Source organism: Vogesella aquatica (assembly GCF_028548455.1).
In the GTDB taxonomy this organism is placed as follows: Bacteria; Pseudomonadota; Gammaproteobacteria; order Burkholderiales; family Chromobacteriaceae; genus Vogesella; species Vogesella aquatica.
Map to the genome: position 1 here is coordinate 17555 of NZ_JAQQLF010000028.1, position 20856 is coordinate 38410.

General features: G+C 64.7%; 20 protein-coding genes. 15 read left to right on the top strand and 5 right to left on the bottom strand.

Features of this window, described 5'->3' with window-relative positions; all coding sequences use genetic code 11:
- Positions 1–141: 141 nt before the first annotated feature.
- The 4 genes from PQU95_RS17120 to glpD all read left to right on the top strand — a co-directional run bounded on the left by PQU95_RS17120 (position 142) and on the right by glpD (position 5807).
- Positions 142–825 carry a type 1 glutamine amidotransferase domain-containing protein gene (locus PQU95_RS17120; RefSeq protein ID WP_227302763.1) on the top strand — a complete coding sequence of 228 codons (684 nt, stop codon included), beginning with the start codon at positions 142–144 and terminating at the stop codon, positions 823–825.
- A 354-nt stretch (positions 826–1179) separates the two neighbouring features.
- Positions 1180–2682 carry a glycerol kinase GlpK gene (gene glpK, locus PQU95_RS17125; protein WP_272753133.1) on the top strand — a complete coding sequence of 501 codons (1503 nt, stop codon included), beginning with the start codon at positions 1180–1182 and terminating at the stop codon, positions 2680–2682.
- A 112-nt stretch (positions 2683–2794) separates the two neighbouring features.
- Positions 2795–3499 carry an MIP/aquaporin family protein gene (locus PQU95_RS17130; protein ID WP_272753134.1) on the top strand — a complete coding sequence of 235 codons (705 nt, stop codon included), beginning with the start codon at positions 2795–2797 and terminating at the stop codon, positions 3497–3499.
- Between the two features lie 784 nt (positions 3500–4283).
- Entirely contained in the window at positions 4284–5807 is a 1524-nt protein-coding gene (glpD, locus tag PQU95_RS17135) for a glycerol-3-phosphate dehydrogenase (RefSeq protein WP_272753135.1), read from the top strand.
- On the opposite strand, the gene PQU95_RS17140 is transcribed toward glpD, so the two are convergent.
- Genes PQU95_RS17140 through PQU95_RS17150 form a run of 3 tightly spaced genes read right to left on the bottom strand, consistent with a single transcriptional unit; the run spans position 5804 to position 7811 of the window.
- Complete coding sequence (locus PQU95_RS17140) at positions 5804–6613, bottom strand: SDR family NAD(P)-dependent oxidoreductase (RefSeq protein WP_272753136.1); 810 nt, start codon at positions 6611–6613, stop codon at positions 5804–5806. The two genes, glpD and PQU95_RS17140, sit on opposite strands and share 4 nt — an antisense overlap.
- A gap of 59 nt (positions 6614–6672) precedes the next feature.
- Positions 6673–7047, bottom strand: coding sequence for a MerR family transcriptional regulator (locus PQU95_RS17145; protein ID WP_272753137.1), 375 nt, complete (start codon positions 7045–7047; stop codon positions 6673–6675).
- Positions 7047–7811, bottom strand: a complete 765-nt coding sequence (locus PQU95_RS17150; RefSeq protein WP_272753138.1) for a DeoR/GlpR family DNA-binding transcription regulator — start codon at positions 7809–7811, stop codon at positions 7047–7049. The genes PQU95_RS17145 and PQU95_RS17150 overlap by 1 nt, the downstream gene beginning before the upstream one ends.
- Before the next feature lie 156 nt (positions 7812–7967).
- On the opposite strand from PQU95_RS17150, the gene PQU95_RS17155 reads away from it, so the two are divergent.
- Positions 7968–8882, top strand: coding sequence for a diacylglycerol/lipid kinase family protein (locus PQU95_RS17155; protein WP_272753139.1), 915 nt, complete (start codon positions 7968–7970; stop codon positions 8880–8882).
- On the opposite strand, the gene PQU95_RS17160 is transcribed toward PQU95_RS17155, so the two are convergent.
- Positions 8879–11056, bottom strand: a complete 2178-nt coding sequence (locus PQU95_RS17160; RefSeq protein WP_272753140.1) for a methyl-accepting chemotaxis protein — start codon at positions 11054–11056, stop codon at positions 8879–8881. The genes PQU95_RS17155 and PQU95_RS17160 overlap by 4 nt on opposite strands.
- A 232-nt stretch (positions 11057–11288) precedes the next feature.
- On the opposite strand from PQU95_RS17160, the gene queC reads away from it, so the two are divergent.
- From queC to PQU95_RS17215, 10 genes are all read left to right on the top strand, one after another.
- Positions 11289–11984, top strand: coding sequence for a 7-cyano-7-deazaguanine synthase QueC (queC, locus tag PQU95_RS17165; RefSeq protein WP_272753141.1), 696 nt, complete (start codon positions 11289–11291; stop codon positions 11982–11984).
- The gene (locus tag PQU95_RS18585; protein ID WP_441375324.1) at positions 11981–12991 is read left to right on the top strand and encodes a 6-pyruvoyl trahydropterin synthase family protein; all 1011 of its coding nucleotides are present in this window, start codon (positions 11981–11983) and stop codon (positions 12989–12991) included. Before queC ends, PQU95_RS18585 begins: the two co-directional genes overlap by 4 nt.
- An 18-nt stretch (positions 12992–13009) precedes the next feature.
- Positions 13010–13651: a 7-carboxy-7-deazaguanine synthase gene (gene queE, locus PQU95_RS17180; RefSeq protein ID WP_272753142.1), complete on the top strand. Its 642-nt coding sequence runs from the start codon at positions 13010–13012 to the stop codon at positions 13649–13651.
- Between the two features lie 185 nt (positions 13652–13836).
- Positions 13837–14094, top strand: a complete 258-nt coding sequence (locus PQU95_RS17185; protein WP_373321416.1) for a BufA1 family periplasmic bufferin-type metallophore — start codon at positions 13837–13839, stop codon at positions 14092–14094.
- A 108-nt stretch (positions 14095–14202) separates the two neighbouring features.
- Entirely contained in the window at positions 14203–15051 is an 849-nt protein-coding gene (gene bufB / locus PQU95_RS17190) for an MNIO family bufferin maturase (RefSeq protein WP_272753143.1), read from the top strand.
- Positions 15048–15797, top strand: coding sequence for an HvfC/BufC N-terminal domain-containing protein (locus PQU95_RS17195; RefSeq protein WP_272753144.1), 750 nt, complete (start codon positions 15048–15050; stop codon positions 15795–15797). The genes bufB and PQU95_RS17195 overlap by 4 nt, the downstream gene beginning before the upstream one ends.
- On the top strand, positions 15794–16246 hold the full coding sequence (locus PQU95_RS17200; RefSeq protein ID WP_272753145.1) for a DoxX family protein: 453 nt from the start codon (positions 15794–15796) through the stop codon (positions 16244–16246). The genes PQU95_RS17195 and PQU95_RS17200 overlap by 4 nt, the downstream gene beginning before the upstream one ends.
- A 49-nt stretch (positions 16247–16295) precedes the next feature.
- On the top strand, positions 16296–17141 hold the full coding sequence (serB, locus tag PQU95_RS17205) for a phosphoserine phosphatase SerB (protein WP_272753146.1): 846 nt from the start codon (positions 16296–16298) through the stop codon (positions 17139–17141).
- 3 nt (positions 17142–17144) lie between these two features.
- A complete protein-coding gene (locus tag PQU95_RS17210) occupies positions 17145–17657 on the top strand; it encodes a hypothetical protein (protein WP_272753147.1) in 513 nt (170 codons plus the stop codon).
- Positions 17654–19534 (top strand): sensor domain-containing diguanylate cyclase, encoded by a 1881-nt coding sequence (locus PQU95_RS17215; protein WP_272753148.1) that lies wholly within the window; start codon positions 17654–17656, stop codon positions 19532–19534. The genes PQU95_RS17210 and PQU95_RS17215 overlap by 4 nt, the downstream gene beginning before the upstream one ends.
- Positions 19535–19903: 369 nt before the next feature.
- On the opposite strand, the gene PQU95_RS17220 is transcribed toward PQU95_RS17215, so the two are convergent.
- Positions 19904–20830 (bottom strand): LysR family transcriptional regulator, encoded by a 927-nt coding sequence (locus PQU95_RS17220; RefSeq protein ID WP_272753149.1) that lies wholly within the window; start codon positions 20828–20830, stop codon positions 19904–19906.
- Between the last annotated feature and the right edge of the window lie 26 nt (positions 20831–20856).

Genomic DNA, 20856 nt, shown 5'->3' on the forward strand with positions numbered 1-20856 from the left:
AAGCCGGGCCGCTTCCGGTCAGGACATGCATCCGCAGCCTTGCTGTTTACACGGCAACCCCTGTGTGCACGGCAAACAGGGGTTGTCATCCATCTCTGCCTGCGGCCAAGGTTGGCCGCAGGCCACTACGAGACACACACCATGAAACACGTTCTGTTTGTGCTGACCAGCCACGACCAGCTGGGCGATACCGGCCATAAAACCGGCTTCTGGGTAGAAGAATTTGCTGCCCCCTACTACGCACTGGCCGACGCCGGCGTCGCCATCACCCTGGCCTCGCCGCAAGGCGGCCAGCCGCCGATCGACCCGAAAAGCGCTGACCCGGCGTTTGCCACCCCGGCTACCCAGCGCTTTGACGCCGACAGCGCGCTGCAAGCCCGCCTGGCCGACACCCTGCCGCTGGCCAGCGTCAACGCCGCCGACTACGACGCCGTGTTCTACCCCGGCGGCCACGGCCCGCTGTGGGACCTGGTGGACAACGCCGATTCGCTGCGCCTGATCGCCGACACCGTGGCAGCGGGCAAACCGCTGGCCGCCGTGTGCCACGCCAGCGCCGCGCTGGTGAACGCGCAAGCGGCTGACGGCACACCGCTGGTGGCCGGCAAGCAAGTGACCGGCTTCAGCAATAGCGAAGAAGACGCGGTACAGCTCACCGCCATCGTGCCGCTGCTGGTGGAAGACGCGCTGCAGGCCAAGGGCGGCCTGTACCGCAAGGGCGCCGACTGGGCACCGTTCGTGGTGGAAGACGGCCTGCTGATTACCGGCCAGAACCCGGCCTCGTCCGAAGCCGTGGCACATGCGCTGCTGGCGCGCCTGAGCCACTAAAGCTAGCCAGGTAACACACAGCAACAGGGTTGGCCGCGGCCAACCCTGTTTGCATTGGTACCGGCCGCCAAGCGGTTGCAATGCACAATCTGTTACAAGCCTTATCACCGCTGGCGATGGCAGGAAAACCACCCCGGAACAGCCGCTTTTACCTTGCCATGCAATAACTTGTAGCCAACCGACTACACCACAGCACATACCCAGAAAACCCAGGCACAGACAAATTTTGCGCGGGGGATATTGACAGCGGATGCCAGCAGCCTAGAATCACCCGAAAACAAAAACAACATTTTTCGAACACAAATCAAACAAAAAACACAAGACAACACAGGCCCAGCGCCCAAGGAGAGCTTTATGCAAGACACGTTCATTCTCGCCCTCGACCAGGGCACCACCAGCTCGCGTGCCATCCTGTTCAACCGCAGCGGTGACATGGTGGCCAGCGCGCAAAAAGAATTCCGCCAGATCTACCCGCAAGCCGGCTGGGTAGAGCACGACCCGATGGAAATCTGGGCCGGCCAGGTAGGCGTGGCCGCCGAGGCGCTGGCGCGCGCCGGCGTGCCGGGCAGCCGCATTGCCGCCATCGGCATTACCAACCAGCGCGAAACCACCGTGGTGTGGGACCGCGAAACCGGCCAGCCGGTGTACAACGCCATCGTGTGGCAAGACCGCCGTACTGCCGGCTTCTGCGACGACATCCGCGCCCGCGGCCTGGCCGATACCATCCGCAACAAGACCGGCCTGCTGGTGGATGCCTACTTCTCCGGCACCAAGGTGCGCTGGATTCTGGATAACGTGCCCGGCGCCCGTGAACGCGCGCAGGCCGGCAAGCTGGCCTTCGGCACCATCGACAGCTGGCTGATCTGGCAGCTGACCCACGGCGAGGTGCACGTCACCGACGTGTCCAACGCCTCGCGCACCATGCTGTACAACATCCACACCCTGCAGTGGGACGACGAGCTGCTGGACATCCTGGGCATCCCGGCCAGCATGCTGCCGCAGGTGAAAAGCTCCAGCGAGGTATACGGCCATACCCACGCCGCGCATCTGGGCGTAGCCATCCCCATCGCCGGTGTGGCCGGCGACCAGCAGGCCGCGCTGTTCGGCCAGCAGTGCACCACGCCTGGCATGGTGAAAAATACCTACGGCACCGGCTGCTTCATGATGATGAACACTGGCGACAAACCGGTGCCGTCGCACAACAAGCTGCTGACCACCATCGCCTGGCAAGTGGGCGACAAGGTGCAGTACGCGCTGGAAGGCAGCATCTTCATTGGCGGCTCGGTGGTGAAATGGCTGCGCGACGGCCTGGGCATCATCAAGCAATCCAGCGACGTTGGCCCGCTGGCGGCGCAAGTGGCCGACAGCGACGGCGTGTACCTGGTACCGGCCTTTGCCGGCCTGGGCGCGCCGCACTGGAACGCCGAAGCCCGCGGCACCCTGGTGGGCATGACGCAGGGCACCAGCGCCGCGCACATTGCACGAGCCGCACTGGACAGCATCGCGTTCCAGACCATGGACGTGCTGGGCGCCATGCAGGCCGACTCCGGCATCACCATCGCCGAGCTGCGTGTGGACGGCGGCGCCAGCGTCAACAACGTGCTGATGCAGTTCCAGAGCGACATCCTGGGCACTGCCGTGGCACGCCCGAAAATCACCGAAACCACCGCCCTGGGCGCCGCCTACCTGGCCGGCCTGGCCGTGGGCTACTGGCAGAGCACCGACGACATCCAGGGCCAATGGCAGCTGGATACGCGCTTTACCCCGCAGCAAAGCGCCGACGCCGTGGCCCGCTACGTGGCCGGCTGGCACCGCGCCACCCGCGCCGCCATTGCCTGGGCCGGCGACCAGCAGTAAGCGCCTGTCTGCGGCCAACCTGAGCTTGGCCGCACGCCTCCTTTATACCGACCAGCCCCGCGCCCGCTTGCATGGTGGCGCGGGTGGTCCCCCTTTTTGCAAGGAACACATCATGAACCCCTTATTCGGTGAATTCATCGGTACTGCCCTGCTGGTGCTACTGGGCAACGGCGTGGTCGCCAACGTCATCCTCAAGAACACCAAGGGCCACAACAGCGGCCTGATCGTCATCGCCTTCGGCTGGGCGATGGCGGTGTTTGTCGGCGTGTTCAGCGTGGCCGCCATCAGCGGCGCCCACCTGAACCCGGCGGTAACCGTGGCGCTGGCGGTAGCCGGCAAGTTTGCCTGGGCCGACGCCCCGGGCTATATCCTGGCGCAGATGCTGGGTGGCATGGCCGGCGCGCTGCTGATGTGGCTGGTGTACCGCGACCATTTCGATACGACCGACTGCGCCGACACCAAGCTGGCGGTGTTCTGCACCGGCCCGGCCATCCGCAGCACCGCCGGCAACCTGCTGTCGGAAGTGCTGGCCACCTTCGTACTGGTGTTTGCCATCCTCAGCATGGTGTCGCCCAAGATTTCGCTGGGCGCCATGGACGCGCTGCCGGTGGCGCTGCTGGTACTGGGCATCGGCGTCTCGCTGGGCGGTACCACCGGCTACGCCATGAGCCCGGCCCGTGACCTGGCGCCGCGCATCATGCACGCACTGCTGCCGATCAAGGGCAAGCGCGACAGTGACTGGTCCTACAGCTGGGTACCGGTAGTGGGCTCGCTGCTGGGCGCCACGCTGGCCGCCGTCGCGCACGGCATCGCCTGATCGCCGGCCGCGCACTGCGCAGCACCTCAGTACCAATAACATTCAGTTAACGCTGACTAGCATTTTCTAGCACGGTATTCGTTGTTTTGAAGAATGCTAGTGTGTCCGCGATGCGGACGCTGCTTACATGCCGGTGCCGCCCGTGACCGAGCGAGGCAAGCGCAGCGGCGCGAGGGAATAAGACGGGAAAGGGGGGCGGGTTGCCGCCCCCTTTTCTATCGCTGAGCGAATCAAAGATTCGCACGCAGACCCCGCAACCCGGGGCTGCTTGGCACCCCGGCCAAAACGGCACGCCCGAGGCGCCGCCGAACTCGCACCGCTCAGCAAATCAAAGATGTGCACGCAGATCGCTAACGGCTCGGGGCGCAAACAAATCGGCGTCTTGCGCGTGCGAATCTCCGATTCGCTCAGCACAATCCTGGGGCACACCATTTTGACCGGCTCGCGCCAACGGGATGGGGCGCTTCACTCACACCCTCCTACTTGCTGGCCAAGCACATTCAGCCAGCCAAATGGCACTATTCCACAGCCGCATTTTTTGCTTGCCTTACCCCTGGCTGCCATGGCAGCCACCCCAACAATGGCAACTATCCGTGTTGCCTCCAGCCACATCCCCCTGCAGTACGGTCATGACAGCCGGCATGTTCGTTCAAATCACACATCAAACATTTTTCAAACATTTAATGTTCGCTTTGTGTTGCTTTATTGTCGCAATTTCACTATCTTCTACACTGGAATCAATCAGGCGGCCGCATGCGGCCAACGTGACGCAAAGGACAGAACGGTGGAACAGTACGACTTGCTGGTGGTCGGTGGCGGCATCAACGGCGCGGGCATTGCCCGCGATGCGGCAGGGCGCGGGCTGCGCGTGCTGCTGTGCGAGAAGGACGACCTGGCGGCGCATACCTCGTCGGCCAGCACCAAGCTGATCCATGGCGGCCTGCGCTATCTGGAGTATTACGAATTCGGCCTGGTACGCAAGGCGCTGCAGGAGCGCGAAGTGCTGCTGGACGCCGCGCCGCACATCATGTGGCCGCTGCGCTTCGTGATGCCGCACGATGCTGCCCAGCGCCCGGCGTGGCTGATCCGCTGCGGCCTGTTCCTGTACGACCACCTGGCGCGCCGCCGCCGGCTGCCGGCTAGCGAACGCATCCAGCTGGGCAGCCACGTCGCTGGCAAGCCATTACAGGCCAGCTACCGCCAGGGTTTTGTGTATTCCGATGGCTGGGTCAACGACGCGCGGCTGGTGGTGCTGAACGCCATCGACGCCGCAGAGCGCGGCGCCACCATCCTTACCCGCACCGCCTGTGTGGCGGCCAGCCGCCACGGCGACGGCTGGCAAGCCACGCTGCAAGGCGCCGACGGCAAGCAGGCCACCGTGCACGCACGTGCCGTGGTGAACGCCGCCGGCCCGTGGGTGCAACAGCTGCTGGGCGGCGTCATCCAGGCGCCGGCCAGCAAAGCCATCCGCCTGGTGAAAGGCAGCCACATCATCGTCAAGCGCCTGTTCGATCACCCGTACGCCTACATCTTCCAGAACCCGGACAAGCGCATCATCTTTGCCATCCCGTACGAGCAGGACTTCACGCTGATCGGCACCACCGACGTGGAATACCACGGCGACGCCGCGCAAGTGGCCATCGACGGCAACGAAGTGGCCTACCTGTGCCAGATGAGCAACCGCTACTTCACCCGCCAGATCACCCCGGCCGACGTGGTAGCCACCTACTCCGGCGTGCGCCCGCTGCTGGACGACGACGCGGCCAACGCCAGCGGCGTGACCCGCGACTACGCGCTGGAGCTGGATACCGACGGCGCGCCGCTGCTGTCGGTGTTCGGCGGCAAGATCACCACCTACCGCAAGCTGGCCGAGCAGGTGGTGGACCAGCTGGCGCCGCTACTGGGCAATACGCGGCCAACGTGGACCGCCGGCAAGGCGCTGCCGGGCGGCGACCTGCCCGGTGGCGATTTCGACGCCTTCGTGGCGCGCCTGCAAGCCGACAAGCCGTGGCTGCCGGCCGCGCTGGCGCAGCGCCTGGCCCGCGCCTACGGCAGCCGCGTGCATACCGTGCTGGGCGCTGCCGTATCGCTGGCGGACCTGGGCGAAGCCATCCAGCCCGGCCTGTACGAAGCCGAGCTGCGTTACCTGGTAGAAGAAGAATGGGCCACCTGCGCCGACGACATCCTGTGGCGCCGCAGCAAGCTGCGCCTGCACCTGCCAGCCGGCGCCGACGCGGCGGTGGACGCCTGGCTGGCGCGCTACCGTGGCCATGCTGCGGTACAAGGCAGCAGCCAGACCGCCTCCTAAGCGCCTTCCCCTAGCGCCGGCACCCTGCCGGCAAACATGCGTGCCACCAGCCGCGTGGCCTGGCGCCGGGTCAGCCAGCGCGGCAATTGCGCCAGCAGGTAGTTGGCCGCACCGGGCACCCGGTAATGGTGGCCGCTGTCCAGCGCCTGCAAGGCCGAGGCCACCACCGACGCCGGCGTAGAGGCCGCCATGCCGGACACATCGGCGCCGGCTACATCGGCAAACGCGGTGGCGGTATTGCCAGGGCACAGGCCCAGCACGCGTACGCCGCTGTCGGCGTACTCCGCCGCCAGCGCTTCGCTCAGGTGCAAGACGTAGGTTTTGCTGGCGCCGTACACGGCGATGTACGGCAAGGGCTGGAAGGCGGCGGTGGACGCCACATTGATGACAGCGCCGCAGCCACGCGCACGCATGGCTGGCAGGTAATGCCGGCAAAGCTCGGTCAGCGCTAGCACGTTCAACATCAGCATCTGCTGGTAAACGGCGGCGTCCTGCGCCTGGAAATGGCTCCACTTGCCGAAACCGGCGTTATTCACCAGCAGGTCTACCTGCCAGCCGGCCTGTGCAATACGGCGGCACAAATCGGGCACCGCGCCCGGCTGCGCCAGGTCGGCCGGCAGCACCAGCACCTGGCTGCCGTAACGGCTGTGCAGCTGGGCGGCCAGCTGTTGCAGTTCGGACTGGCGGCGGGCAGTGAGGATGAGGCGGCAACCGCGGGCGGCCAACTGTTCGGCAAAGTGGCGGCCGATGCCGGAAGAGGCGCCGCTGATCAGCGCGGTCATGCGGGAATAAGGCAAAGCAGTCATGGTGCGGGGTCCTGAAAACAATCGGACCCCCAGCCTAAAGCTTGCCCCTAGGGGCAAGGTCAAGCGTTGGCAGCTGTTTCGCGCTGATACAGCGCCACCAGTTCGGTTTCCAGCGCGTCCAGCGTCTGCTGCAGCGCCTGCAGGCGGCGGATCTCGGCGTCGAACTGCTGCCGTTTGTCGGCGATCAGCGTCTGCGCCACCGGCAGCGGAAAACGGCCGCTGGCGGCTTTTTGCGCGGCCAGGTCTTTCAGCTCGGCCAGCGAAAAACCTACACACTGTGCGCGGCGGATCATGCCCACCAGGTGCACGTCCAGCGGGCCGTAAACGCGGTAGCTGCCGCGGCGCTGCGGCTCGGGCAGCAGGCCCTCGGCCTCGTAGTGGCGAATGGCTTTACGGGTGGCACCGGTAAGCTCGGCCAGCTTGCCGATCAGCATCAGCCGGCCACCACCAGCCGGGTCTGGCCCTTGTCCAGCACTGCCTGCAGCTCGGCGCTGACCGGCTGGTCGGTAAACAGCGCGTCCAGCTGCGACACGTGGCCCAGCTCCACCAGCGCCGGGCGCTCGAACTTGGAGTGGTCGGCCACCAGCCACACCTGGCGCGATTGCTGCATGATGGCCTGGCTGGTCAGCACTTCGCGGTAGTCGTAATCGCGCAGCACGCCGTCGGCCTCGATACAGGAAATGCCGATGATGCCGTAGTCCACCTTGAACTGGCGGATGAACTGTACGGTGGCTTCGCCGGTCAGGCCGCGGTCGCGCTTGCGCAGCGCACCGCCGGCCACCAGTACCTCGCAGTCGGGGTAATCGCACATCAGGTTGGCGATGTGGAAATTGTTGGTGATCACGCGCAGGCCACGGTGCTGCGACAGCGCGCGGGCCACCTCTTCGGTGGTGGTGCCCAGGTTGATGAACACCGAGGCGTTGTCGGGGATCTCGGCCGCCACCGCACGGGCGATGCGGCGCTTTTCTTCGGCCATCAGCACCTGGCGCGCGTCGTAGGCCACGTTTTCCACGCTGGACAGCACGCTGGCGCCACCGTGGTAGCGCTGCAGCAGCTGGTTATCGGCCAGCAGCGTGATATCGCGGCGTATGGTCTGATGGGTAACCTGGAAGTGGGCGGCCATCTTTTCCACCGCAACGTAGCCTTCGCGGTTTACCCAGGCAAGCAGGTCTTTCTGGCGTTGATTAAGGATCAGCATACCGGCGTTCAGGGTGACGGGAGGCCTTCATTGTAACCGAGCACGGGCGCTACCGTGGCAACCGCACCCACGCGGCCAACCCTGCCCGATCGCACCGTGGGCACCTGGCCTGCTTTTGCGCATAATGGGCCATTCCTCTTTGCCCTGAACATCGCCATGGCCCACCCGTCCCGCATCGTTTTCATCCTGCACGGCCGCCACTGCCCGCAGGGCCTGCCGGAACACCTGCTGGCACCGCTGCGTGCCGATTTCGATGTGGACGTACTGCTCACCAGTAGTGCCGACAGCGCTACCCGCTACGCGCGCGAAGCCGCGCTGTCCGGCGCGCGCTGGGTGGTGGCCGTCGGTGGCGACGGTACGGTGCACGAGGTAGTCAACGGCCTGATGAGCGTGCCGGAAGCCGCCCGCCAGCAGGTAGCGCTGGCGGTGCTGCCCACCGGCACCGGCAACGACTTTGCCCGTAGCCTGGGCAGCGGCAATAGCGTGCCGGACTTGCTGGCGCTGATGGCGGCCGGCCAGGTACACGCGCTGGACCTGATCCGCGTCACGCTGGCCGACGGCAGCGTGCGCTGGTGCAACAACATCGGCAGCATCGGCATCACCAGCGACATCGTACGCCGCGTCAAAACCATGCCGGCGCGGCTGCCGGCCAGCCTGGCTTTTTACAGCGCCGTCGCCACTGCGCTGTTGCGCTGGCAGCCGCAGCCCATGCAGCTGACGCTGGACGGCCAGCGCATCGATGGCCGCTTTACCTGTGTATCGGCGGCCAACGGGCGCTTCTTCGGCAGCGGGCTGGGCATTGCCCCCGAGGCAAGACTGGACGACGGCCTGATGGAAGTGGTACTGATCGATAACGCCGGCAGCCTGGACTTCATCCGCCTGCTACCGCAGCTGCGCCAGGCGCGCCCGCTGGCCGATGCGCGCGTGCGCTACCTGCGCGGCCGCGTACTTCACGTTGCCGGCGACGCGGCGCGCTGCCCGCTGGAGCTGGACGGCGAGCTGGCCGGCCACGCCCCGGTACGCTTCGAGCTGGTACCTGGCGCGCTACGCTGTCTGCGCCGTAGCTACTAGCGCAGTTTATAAGCGGCCACGATGGCGCGAATGTCCTCTACCCGGGCATTCAGCTGATCAACCGCCACCCCGGTGGCTTCAGCCACCTCCCGTGTTTGCGATGCACTGTTGGCGATGTGGCTGACATCAGCGGCCACCTCGGCACAACTTTGCTGCTGCACGGCCACGTTGTGGCTGACCTGGGCAATCAGCGACATCACCGCATCCGATTGCTGCCGGATGGCGTTGACGGCCTGGCCAGCCTCACCCACATTCTGCACCCCCGCCAGCACCCGTTGCTGCATGGTTTCCATATCAGCCACGGCAACGGCCACCTGGCGGTGGATGGACTGGACGATTTGATCGATCTGGCCGGTAGACTGGCTGGTGCTATCGGCCAGCTTGCGTACCTCGTCGGCCACCACGGCAAAACCACGGCCAGCTTCGCCAGCCCGCGCGGCCTCGATGGCCGCATTCAAAGCCAGCAGATTGGTCTGCGCCGCCAGGGACTCGATCACGCCCACGATCTGGGTGATATCCCGGCTAGAGCGTTGCAGCTCGTGCAGGCAATCGGCAGTCTGCTGCGCCGAACTGGAAACCGACTGGATATCCGCCTGCGTTCGCAAAATCACCTCGCTATTACTGCTCGCCACGTCAACCGATTGCTGGCTCAGATTACGGGCCTCGCCACTGCGCTGCTGGATATCCAGCATGGCATGGCTTAGCTGCACCAGCTCGGTATCGATACTGCGGGTGTCACGATCGCCCTCCGTCGCCAGGCGGCTGAGCTGACCGGCCGCCTGCTGCATACTGGCACTGGCTTGCAAGGCGTTGTCCAGATCGCGCTCGACAGACAGCATATTGCTTTGCCAGGCCGCCAGCAGCGTGTTCAACGCGGTTGCCGCCTCCCGCGTTTGCGGGCTGCACAAACCGTCTATGCGCAAGGTCAGGTCAAACGAGCCGGCCACCTGGGTAATGGTTTTTTCAATACGGCGCAAATCGTATAGCTGTTTAAAAGTCAGGTACTGGCGGTACACCACAAACAAACCAAACAGCAATCCGGCGCCCCACAGTGCCGCAAAGACCAGCAGCTTGTCATGGTAAGCAGCCAGCAGCGGCGCCTGCCTGGCCGCGATATCGGCAGCCGACACGTGGTAGTACAACTGCCAGGGGCTATCGCCATGCACCTTGAGCGGCTGCTGTAGCAGCACGCTGCCGTCGGTGGTACTACCGCTTTGCACGATGGCAGGCAGCTGCGCATTGCGGCGATCCAGGATGCGGATGCCGCGCTGCGCATTCACCAAGGCAAACTGCGCTGCGACGGCGGGCATGGCAAAACCGGCCGTCTTGGCCGCCACTTTGTCACGCGGCGTCAACACCAGGAAAGGCACGTCCAGCAAGACAGCCTCAAAGACATTGGCACGAACAATGACCGAAATCACACCTCTCAGCTGGTTGTCCAGGTTATAAAACGGTACGGAATACAAGATGCCGGAGGCGTCGTACACATTGCACACGCTCTTTGCGTAGTACTGCGTGTTATCGCAAGTGCGCATCAAGGGGGAAGTGGCTGCGGGGATGTCATCCAGCTCGCGAAAGGTAAACTGCGGATGGCTGGCTTTGAGTTGCGCAATCTGCTTGGGAAAATAGGCGTATTCCTCGTCTTCGCTTTCTTCTGGAGAATCCGCCGTTTTCATCTGCACCGGGTCGGCCGCCATCAGCTGGGTACTCAACCGTACGGTATCGAACATGAAAAACGGTACCTGCCCCTTGGTCGCCTCCAATCCATCCAGAACCGCATAGATTTCGGACACACTGACATTACTGGACAGATTGTTGAACACCTGCTGTACCGTATGGAACGCATCTGGCGAAAAGCGCTGCTGCTGCAAGATGTCTTCGTCTTCATTCGCACGATTGGCGCCGTGAATGCCGCGCACGCTGGGCAGCAGGCTGATAGTACGGGCATTCTGGTACATGGCATCGAACACATGCTCGATCTGCGCAGCCTTCTGCGCCAGCCGGGTTTTGCCTTCGCGCTCTACCAGATTGTCGCGCGCCAATGCCAGCGCACGCCCGATATCCGCAGACAGCCAGACATAACCCGCCACCGCCAGCAAGGCAAAGCCCAGCACCAGCCACATCAGACGGAAGTACAGAAAGGCACGCCACGCTGGCACACGTCTTTGCTTCATGACGCCCTCGATTCAACTAAAATTTTTATAATCTGTACTTAAATATGTATAGCGCCACACTGGCCAATCAAGCAAGAAATCATGCAAAAACCATAAACCTGCCCAATACCACCCATCGCCCAAAGCGCCCCGATGGGCAGAACTGCGTTATAATGGCCGGTTTTTCGCGCCGGGTGAGACCGATCCCGTGTGCGTCTATGCTGAATAACCTCGACTGTTTTTCGACGGAACCATGACCAAGACACCCAAAGCGCTCGTCGTCCTGTCCGGCGGCCAGGACTCCACTACCTGCCTGTACTGGGCGCTGCGCGAATTCGGCGCGGCCAACGTAGAAGCCGTGACCTTTGATTACGGCCAGCGCCACCGCGTAGAGCTGGACTGCGCGCGCAAGATCGCCCAGCTGGCCGGCGTGCGCCAGACCGTGCTGCCGATCGACACCTTCGCCGCCATCGGCGGCAACGCGCTCACCGACGACAGCATCGCGCCGGAAGAAGGCGCCCGCGACGACGCCGACACCGCGCTGCCCAACACCTTCGTGCCGGGCCGCAACCTGGTATTCCTCAGCTTTGCCGCCGCGCTGGCCTACACCCGCGGCATCGAGCATGTGGTCACCGGCGTGGCACAAACCGATTATTCCGGCTACCCGGACTGCCGCGAAAACACGCTGAAAGCGCTGGAACTGGCATTGCGTCTGGGCATGGACAGCCGCGTTACTCTGCACACGCCGCTGATGTTCATGAGCAAGGCCGACACCGTACGCCTGGCGCAGGATGTAGGCGCCATGGACGCCATGGCCTGGAGCCACACCTGCTACAACGGCGAAGTGCCGCCCTGCGGCCGCTGCGCCTCGTGCGAGCTGCGCGCCAAGGGCTTTGCCGAGGCCGGCGTGGCCGACCCGCTGGTGCTACGTACCGGAGGTGCCGCATGAACGCCCGCCACCATCTGCTAGGCGCCGGCTTTGAGGCCGCACGCACCCTGCCGGGCGTCGGCGAGCACGGCCACAGCTTCCGCGTGCAGCTGCGCACCGCTGCGCTGCCTGACACCTTGCCCGCGCTGCAAGGCGCACTGCAACAAGCGGTAGCGCCGTTCCACTACGGCAATATCAGCCAGCACCTGGCCGACGCCAGCGACCTGGCGCTGGCGCGGCACCTGCTGGCCGCCTGCGGCCAACCCGCCAGCCTGCACCTGGCCAGCGCGCCGGACCGTGGCGTGCTGCTGGGCGAAGACGGCCGCGAGTACGTGTACTTCGATACCCGTTTCGAAGCCGCGCACCAGCTGCCACACGTACCGCCCGGCCACAAATGCGGCCGCCTGCACGGCCACGGCTTTGGCGTGCGCATCGTCGCCGACGCCCGCCATGCCTCGCTCAACGACATCCTGCTGCAAGCCTGGCCGCCGCTGTTTGCGCAGCTGAACCACCGCTACCTGAACGATATCCCCGGCCTGGAAAACCCCACCAGCGAGGTGATGGCAGCCTGGCTATACCAGCAGCTACAGCCGCGTCTGGCCGGCCTGGCCTGGGTGGAAGTGCGCGAAACGCACACCGCCGGCAGCCAGTTTGACGGCCACACCTACCGCATCTGGAAAGAGCAGCACTTCGAAAGCGCGGTGCCGTTCGACGCCGCCGGCAACTACACCGGCCACAGCTACCTGATCCGCCTGATGCTGCAAGGCAGCGTGGACCGTGTGATGGGCTGGGTGCTGGACTTTGGCGACGTGAAAGACCGCTTCAAGCCCATCTACCGCCAGCTGGACCACAACCCGCTGGACAAGCTCAGCGGCATCCACGCAGCCGACGCGGGCAGCGTGGCAGAGTGGGTGCACGGCGAACTCAAGCCGCTGGTGCCGGAACTGTCGCGCATCGACCTGATGGAAACCCCGCACCAAGGTGTGTCGCTGACCTTCCGTGGCGACATGCAGTGGCCGTTGCTGTAAGCAGAGGCAGACGCTGATATGGCCAACTACACCGTAAAAGAAATCTTCTACACGCTGCAGGGCGAAGGCCGCCAGGCCGGCCGTGCGGCGGTATTCTGCCGCTTTAGCGGCTGTAACCTGTGGAGCGGGCGCGAAGAAGACCGCAGCAAAGCCATCTGCCAATTCTGCGATACCGACTTTGTCGGTACCGGCCCCGACGGCGGCAAGTTTGCTACCGCCGCCGAGCTGGCAGCGCGCATTGCCGCCACCTGGCCCACCGATGCCCGCGGCGGCCAACCTTATGTGGTGTTTACCGGTGGCGAGCCGCTGCTGCAGCTGGACGAGCCGCTGATCGACGCGCTGCACGCGCTGGGCTTTGAAGTAGCCGTGGAAACCAACGGCAGCCTGCCGGCACCGCGCGGCATCGACTGGATCTGCGTCAGCCCCAAAGCCGGCGCCGACTGGGTACAACGCAGCGGCCACGAGCTGAAGCTGGTCTACCCGCAGCCCACGATGCTGCCGGGCGAGCTGCCGGCCGACCTGCAGTTCGACCACCTGTACCTGCAGCCGATGGACAGCCCGCTGCAACGCCAGAACACCCGCGAAGCCATTGCCTGGTGTATGGCGCACCCGGCCTGGCGGCTGTCGGTGCAAACGCACAAGGTCGTCAACATCCGCTGATACCACGCCCCGCCTGCCCTGCAGCCGGGGCGTTGCTTTAGCGACGGCCGTCACACACGCCACACAAAAAGACACTCGAAATTTTTTTTGCCGCAGTGTGTAATGAACAGCAATGTGGGCCGACTAAAGCTGGTAACGCGATACAACACGCGTTTCACACCCACTATTTACACAGGAGAATCACCATGTCCGCTACGTCCAAAACCCTGCTGGTTTCTGCTTTGTCCGCTGCTATTGCCATGGCTGCCGTGAGCGCCCCGGCGGCGGCTGCCGATAAGGAAAAATGCTACGGCATCGCCCAGGCCGGCAAGAACGACTGTGCCGCCAACGGCCACAGCTGTGCTGGCCAGGCCAAGATGGACAAAGACGGTGCCGAATGGAAATTCGTGGCCAAAGGCAGCTGCACCAAGATGAACGGCACGCTGGAACCGATGAAGAAGTAAGCCAGCCCAGCCGCAAAGCCTGCTAGCGCACTGATCGCATCGTGCCGGCAGGCGCTGGAACCAGACGGGGCTGCGGCCCCGTTTCCGTTTCTTACCGGGTACCCCGTCATGACTGCCCCCCTTCCCGTTTGCGCCGGCATCGGCCTGCGCCACCCCCACTACAGCCAGGTACTGGCGCAGCAGCAGCCACTGGGCTGGATAGAGCTGCACAGCGAAAACTTCTTTGACGGCGGCCAGCCGCTGGCCATGCTGCAACAGTTGGCCGCATGCTACCCGCTGTCGCTGCACGGCGTCGGCCTGGGCCTGGGCGCGGCCGCTCGCCCGGACGCCACCCACCTGGCCGCGCTGCGCCGCTTGCTGGACGCGGTACCGGCCGTGGCGGTATCCGAGCACCTGTCGTTCAACCACGACGCCAGCCAGCGCTTTGCCAACGACCTGCTGCCCATTCCCTACACCCGCGCCATGCTGGACCTGGTGGCGGCCAACGTGGCCGAAGCACAGGATGCGCTGCGCCGGCCGCTGCTGATCGAGAACCTGTCCAGCTACCTGGCCTACCCCGGCAACGACATGCACGAGGGCGAGTTTCTGGCCGAGCTGGTGGCGCGCACCGGCTGCGGCCTGCTGCTGGACGTGAACAACCTGTACGTGAACCAGCAAAACCTGGGCACCGACGTGGACGCCTTCCTGGCCGCACTGCCACCGCACGCGATTGGCGAAATCCACCTGGCCGGCTACACCGAGCGCACATTTGACGACGGCAGCACGCTACTGGTGGATACCCACAGCCGCCCGGTATACCCGGCGGTGTGGCAGCTGTACCGGCAGGTAATCGCCCGCTTCGGCGCGCGGCCAACCCTGATCGAATGGGACATCGACATCCCGCCGCTGGACACGCTGCTGGCCGAAGCCGCTACCGCGCAGGCCATACTCGACCAGCACACGGAGGCCGCAACATGAACGAAACCGCCTGGCAACACGCGCTGCTGGACGCCATCACCACGCCGCAGTGGCAGCCCGACCCGCGCTTTCCCGCCGCTGCGCTGGCGGTGTACCGCAATAACTACCGCGTCGGCCTGATGGAGATGCTGGCGCTGGTGTACCCGATCTGCCGCCAGCTGCTGGGCGAGGACTTCTTCGAGGCGCTGAGCCGCGAATACGTGAAAGCCACACCGTCGGACAGCGGCAACCTGCACCGCTACGGCGGCAGCTTTGCCGGCTTTGTCGCCGCCTTCGAACACACCGCCCACATCGGCTACCTGCCGGACGTGGCGCGGCTGGAGTGGGCACTGCACCGCGGCTACTACGCAGCGGACGCCACACCGCTGGCCATAGACACCCTGGCCGCTATCCCGCAGCAGCACTGGGGCGAGCTGCGCTTTAGCGGCCACCCGGCCTGTGCCGTGCTGGACAGCCCGTGGCCGCTGGCCGACATCCACGCCCACCACCAGCCGGCCACCGCCGGCTGCGCGGTAGACATGGCCACGGCGCAGCCGCTGCTGCTGTGGCGCGACAGCGACGGCCTGATGCAGCTGCACCAGCTGGCACCGGGCCAGGCGGCCTTCTGCCAGGCGCTGCTGCACGGCGCCACGCTGGACGATGCCAGTGCGGCAGGGTTGGCCGCCACGCCAGACTTCGACCTGCAAGCCGCGCTGCTGCTGGTGCTGCAGCACGGCGTACTGTCTGCCATCAAGGAGCCATCATGAACGCCATCATCACCCTGCTGCGCCGCAGCCAGCCCGCCACCGCCTGGCTGGACACCTGGCTGCAACCCGTCGCTCTGCTGGCCATGCGTTTGTATCTGGCACGGGTGTTTTTCCTCTCCGGGCTTACCAAAATCCAGGATTGGGACAGCACGGTCTTTTTGTTTACCGAGGAATACCGCGTGCCGCTACTGTCGCCAGCGCTGGCCGCAGCGCTGGGCACGGCTGGCGAGCTGCTACTGCCACCCTTGCTACTGCTGGGCCTGGCCGGGCGCTTTGCCGCGCTGGGGCTGTTTGTGCTCAATATCATGGCAGTGGTCAGCTACTGGCACGCACTGGAAGGCAGCGCGCTGGAGTTCCACCTGCAGTGGGGGCTGATGTTGCTGCTATTGCTGGCTAGCGGCCCCGGCAAGCTGGCGCTGGACGGGCTGATCAAACGCCGGTTTGGCTGATGGCATGGCATAATCGCGGACAGTCATCCATCACCCTGCCACCGATATCATGAGCGTCAGCCCTACCCTGGTTCTGCAAGCCCCGCATCTCGATTCTGCCCGCGTTACCGAGCTGGCCATTCTGGCCGGTAGCGAGCCCGTGGCACCTGTAGACGGCATCGCCCGCCTGGCTGCGGCCAACCCCGCGCGCCGCGAGCTGGTGCTGGAGCGCGCCAGCCGCCTGGGCGTGGACGCCAACTACGTAGACAGCGGCCGCCGCTTTGCCGACTTCGGGCTGATCGTGTCCGATATGGATTCCACGCTGATCACCATCGAGTGCATCGACGAAATCGCCGACATGCAGGGCCTGAAGCCACAAGTCGCCGCCATAACCGCCCGCTCCATGCGCGGCGAGCTGGACTTCTCGCAATCGCTGCGCGAACGCGTGGCGCTGCTGGCCGGGCTGCCGGAAGCCGCGCTGGCCCGCGTGTACGAAGAGCGCCTGCAGCTGATGGCCGGCGCCCGCGAGCTGCTGGCCGCCTGCCGCGAGCACGGCGTGAAATTCATGCTGGTATCCGGTGGTTTTACCTACTTTACCGAACGCCTGAAGGCCGAGCTGGGGCTGGATTACACCTATGCCAACCAGCTGGAAATCGTGGACGGCAAGCTTACCGGCCGCGTGGTGGGCAATATTGTGGACGCCGAAGCCAAACGCCGCCTGCTGATCGAAAAGCGCAGCGAGCTGGGCCTGGCGCCGGAACAAGTCATCGCCATGGGCGACGGTGCCAACGACCTGCTGATGCTGGCCGAAGCCGGCGTGGGCGTGGCCACCCACGCCAAACCGGTGGTGAAAGCCCAGGCGCAATACAGCCTGAACGTCTGCGGGCTGGACGGCATCCGCAAACTGTTCCTGTAAACCATGTCCACCTCCTTGCTGCTACCACTGGATACGGTCAGCTTTGATGCCGAGCTGCCGCTGGCCTACCAGCCGCAGGCCGATGCGCAAGCCATGGCGCAGGCACTGCTGGGCACGCGGCTGGCGCTGTCCATCCTGGCCAGCCCGGCAGACAGCAGCGAACAGGCTGGTACCTTGCAGCGCCTGGAAGCCAAGCTGGATCTGGCGCTGGAGCTTGCGCTGCAGCAGCGCTACCCGCAGGCAGGCCAGCCTACCCCCTGCCGCATCGGGCTGGAAAGCCTGTGCTGGCTGCACCCCGTGCCGCTGGATACAGGCAGTAGCGGCATCGTCTCGTTGCAGCCGCGCATGCCTTCCGCGCTCACCTTGCAGCTGCCGCTGGCTATCTTGCAGTGCCAGCCCGCCAGCCACGGTTACGCCATCCTCGCCAGCTGGGGTACGCAGCTGGCCGATACCCAGGCCGACTGGGAGCGCTGGGTATTCCGCCGCCACCGCCAGGCCATAGGGCGCAAGGCATGACTCCCCCCACCCTGCAACAGGCAGAACAAAGCGCCCTGCGCATGAGCCGGCTGCTGCCGGTATTGTCGGCGCTGTTTTTGCTGCTGCTATGGTCGGTGGTGGTAGAAACCCTCGGCGAACGGGCCACTTTTGCCCGCCAGCGCATTCATACCGAACAGCACAGCTGGCTGAACCAGGCGGTACGCGGCATCGACACGCGGCTGCAAGCCTTGCGTGAAGACCTGCTGCTCTATCGCCAGCCAGGCGACGGGCTGGCACGCCAGGCCAATGGCCTGTACCCGCTGGATAGCGGCCGCCTGTGGCTGGTAAACCAGCAGGAACAGCAACAGCTGCATGGCGAGCTGCTCACGCTGGACAGCGCAGCACAGGACAGCGTGCGCCTGCTGCTGAAGCAGCAGCCGGTAGATGGCAAGCTGTTGTTGCTGGACGCCAGCACCCCACGCGAGCCGGAGCGCCTGCAGATTGTGATACCACACTGCGACCAGGGCGGCTGCCAGGCCGCGCTGACCGGTTATGTCCGCTTCAGCGAGCTACTCGACAGCGACCTGCTGGCCGACGCCCCCTACATCATACTGACCGACAGCAACGACAACGCACTGCTAAGCCGTGGCAACGGCCCGCAGAAACTGGAAAACTATCTGGACAGCAAGCTGTGGCATAGCAGCCTGGCCCAGGCCGAGCTGGCCAGCGTGCCATTACGCCTGAGCGTACGCCTGCCCCCCGAGCGCTACGCCGAGCCTTTTGTGCTGTTTGCCCTTTACCTGATCGGTGCCGCCACACTGATGAGCGGTACCCTGATCGTCATTCTGCTCAGGGTTGGCCGCAGGCTGGCCTTCATCCTGCAGCGCAGCGAAGAAGTCAACCAGGCCACCCACCTGCTGACGCTCACCAATAACAGCCTGCGCGACCGCCTGCGCAAGCTCATCGAAGAACAGCGCGACCAGCAAACGCTGATCGACACCGTGCAGGTAGGCGTGCTGCTGATCGATGCCGAACACAAGATCGTGATTACGGCCAACGAAGCCGCCAGCCGCCTGCTGGGCTATACCCGACAGGCGCTGTACCGTCGCACACTGGAAAGCCTGTTTACTTCGCCGGATCAATACCGCCAGCTACTGGCCCTGCTGCAAGAACAACAGCAGCTGAGCGAGCGCGAAGTGGAGCTCAATACCCGCCACGGCGAGCGGCTGTGGAGCGTGCTGTCCATGCGCGCCCTGCTGTTCCGCGAGCGCAGCGCCTACGTGCTGAGCTTTGTCGACATTACCGACCGCCTGCTGCACGCCCAGCGCCTGGAAGAAGAAAAACAGGCCACCGAACGGGCGCTGTCGCAGCTGCAATCCACCCAGCACGAGCTGTACCAGCGCGCCACCTGTGATGACCTGACCGGCATCGCCAACCGCCGCCACTTTCTGTCCGGCGCCGGCAAGGCGCTCGAACTGGCGCGGCTGGACAACCAGCCCTATGCCGTGGCCGTACTGGATATCGACCACTTCAAATCGATCAATGACAGCTACGGCCACGCCACAGGCGATGTGGCCCTGCAGCGCATGACACAGCACATTGCTGCCGCCCTACCCGAGCCGGCACTGTTTGGCCGCATGGGGGGCGAAGAGTTTGCCATTACCCTGCCCGGCTACGGCCTGAACGAAGCCCACGCGCTGATGGACAACATCCGCCAGGGCTTGGCCGCACAAGCGCTGCCAATCGATAATCACGCACTGCATATCACCTTCTCCGCCGGGGTGGCCGAGCGCAAGCGCCATAGCAACCAGCTGTCGGAACTGCTGAAAATAGCCGACCACGCCATGTACCAGGCCAAACACAACGGCCGCAACCGCGTGGAAAGCGCCCTCCCTGCCCAAGATAGCCCGCATTGACGTGTGGCGGCTTTTTTTGATGCCGTATTCCCTGGCTGCACACGATTGCACCACCGCGACCAAAGCGTCCGCGCGGTTCCTGCCACTTATGGGCTGCTTGCTCAAAAGCCCGCAGGCCATCAACAGGCAAATCATCACAGACCTCACTGGCCATAGGTAAGGTGAATACAGCACCATACCCATTACACGGCGCAAACCGGCAGCTTGCTGGCATTGCTGCCAAACCGCGGCCTTTGCCAGCGCAAATGTCTCGTTATGCAGGCGCTCCAGCTGAACACTGGCAAACCAGACCAGCCAGAAGATCAGCGCCACCCAGGCCAGAAGCCTTGCCCAGTCAGTCATGCTCATCGACACCCTTGCCCACTCGGCTCAATACCCCTCCCGCCCCGTATCCTCTGCCCCTAGCTCGCCCAGAAAGCTGTCCAGCACCATATGGCTGCGCCGCCCCTTGCGCACCACCACGCTTAGCGGCGTGCTGTAGCGGTATTCGTCGGGGCGGATGGCGCGCATCTGGCCGCGCGCTACCCAGCTGGCGGCGTAGTGGTCGGGCAGAAAACCAATGTAATGGCCGGTCAGTATCAGAAAAGCGATGCCCTCGCGGTCGGATGCCTTGGCGGTGCAGTGCAGCTGGCCCAGCCAGCGGTGCGCCTGCTCGGTAATGCGGTAGTTGGGAAAGATGGCGTGCGCCTGGCGGATGGCGGTATCGTCTGGCGCGGTGGCGGCAAAAAACGGGTGTTCGCTGCTGCAATACAGCGACGACTGCTCCTCGTACAGCCGCAAATAGGCCAGGCCGGGCAAGGGGTGGGTTTCCGGTATCACGCCCACGTGCAGGGTGCCGTCCAGCACGCCCTGCTCGATGTCGCTGGGCACCATCATGGCAATATTGATACACACGCCCGGGCCGCGTGCGCTGAGCGCCTTCAGCGCCTGGGTGATGTGCATGTGCGACTGCGTCACCAGATTATTGATGATGCCGATGTTCAGGTCGCCGCGCAGCTGTTGGTGCAGCTGGTTCACCTCGTTGCGAAAGTCCTCGATAGCCGACAGCAGGATGTTGGCCGCACGCAGCACCTCGCGCCCTTCGTCGGTCAGCGCAAAGCCGGCGCGGCCGCGGCGGCACAGGCACACGCCCAGCCGCTTTTCCAGGTCGCCCATGTGCAGGCTGATGGCCGAGCGGCTGACGCCCAGCACGCTTTCGGCCGCCGAGAAACTGCCGCACTCCACCACGGTCTTGAAAATGCGTAGCAGGCGGATGTCGAAATCGCTAACCTGCCCCAGCGCTACTGGCTTGTTCATTGGGTGAGCCATTCGTAAACTGAAGT

Coding starts and splice junctions, on each gene's coding strand:
- PQU95_RS17185 (WP_373321416.1), top strand. CDS start 13,837: ATGTCCGCTACGTCCAAAACCCTGCTGGTTTCTGCTTTGTCCGCTGCT.
- serB (WP_272753146.1), top strand. CDS start 16,296: ATGAGCGTCAGCCCTACCCTGGTTCTGCAAGCCCCGCATCTCGATTCT.
- glpK (WP_272753133.1), top strand. CDS start 1,180: ATGCAAGACACGTTCATTCTCGCCCTCGACCAGGGCACCACCAGCTCG.
- PQU95_RS18585 (WP_441375324.1), top strand. CDS start 11,981: ATGAACGCCCGCCACCATCTGCTAGGCGCCGGCTTTGAGGCCGCACGC.
- PQU95_RS17215 (WP_272753148.1), top strand. CDS start 17,654: ATGACTCCCCCCACCCTGCAACAGGCAGAACAAAGCGCCCTGCGCATG.
- PQU95_RS17155 (WP_272753139.1), top strand. CDS start 7,968: ATGGCCCACCCGTCCCGCATCGTTTTCATCCTGCACGGCCGCCACTGC.
- PQU95_RS17210 (WP_272753147.1), top strand. CDS start 17,145: ATGTCCACCTCCTTGCTGCTACCACTGGATACGGTCAGCTTTGATGCC.
- PQU95_RS17140 (WP_272753136.1), bottom strand. CDS start 6,613: ATGACTGCTTTGCCTTATTCCCGCATGACCGCGCTGATCAGCGGCGCC.
- queE (WP_272753142.1), top strand. CDS start 13,010: ATGGCCAACTACACCGTAAAAGAAATCTTCTACACGCTGCAGGGCGAA.
- PQU95_RS17200 (WP_272753145.1), top strand. CDS start 15,794: ATGAACGCCATCATCACCCTGCTGCGCCGCAGCCAGCCCGCCACCGCC.
- PQU95_RS17130 (WP_272753134.1), top strand. CDS start 2,795: ATGAACCCCTTATTCGGTGAATTCATCGGTACTGCCCTGCTGGTGCTA.
- PQU95_RS17195 (WP_272753144.1), top strand. CDS start 15,048: ATGAACGAAACCGCCTGGCAACACGCGCTGCTGGACGCCATCACCACG.
- queC (WP_272753141.1), top strand. CDS start 11,289: ATGACCAAGACACCCAAAGCGCTCGTCGTCCTGTCCGGCGGCCAGGAC.
- PQU95_RS17145 (WP_272753137.1), bottom strand. CDS start 7,047: ATGCTGATCGGCAAGCTGGCCGAGCTTACCGGTGCCACCCGTAAAGCC.
- PQU95_RS17120 (WP_227302763.1), top strand. CDS start 142: ATGAAACACGTTCTGTTTGTGCTGACCAGCCACGACCAGCTGGGCGAT.
- PQU95_RS17160 (WP_272753140.1), bottom strand. CDS start 11,056: ATGAAGCAAAGACGTGTGCCAGCGTGGCGTGCCTTTCTGTACTTCCGT.
- PQU95_RS17220 (WP_272753149.1), bottom strand. CDS start 20,830: ATGAACAAGCCAGTAGCGCTGGGGCAGGTTAGCGATTTCGACATCCGC.
- bufB (WP_272753143.1), top strand. CDS start 14,203: ATGACTGCCCCCCTTCCCGTTTGCGCCGGCATCGGCCTGCGCCACCCC.
- PQU95_RS17150 (WP_272753138.1), bottom strand. CDS start 7,811: ATGCTGATCCTTAATCAACGCCAGAAAGACCTGCTTGCCTGGGTAAAC.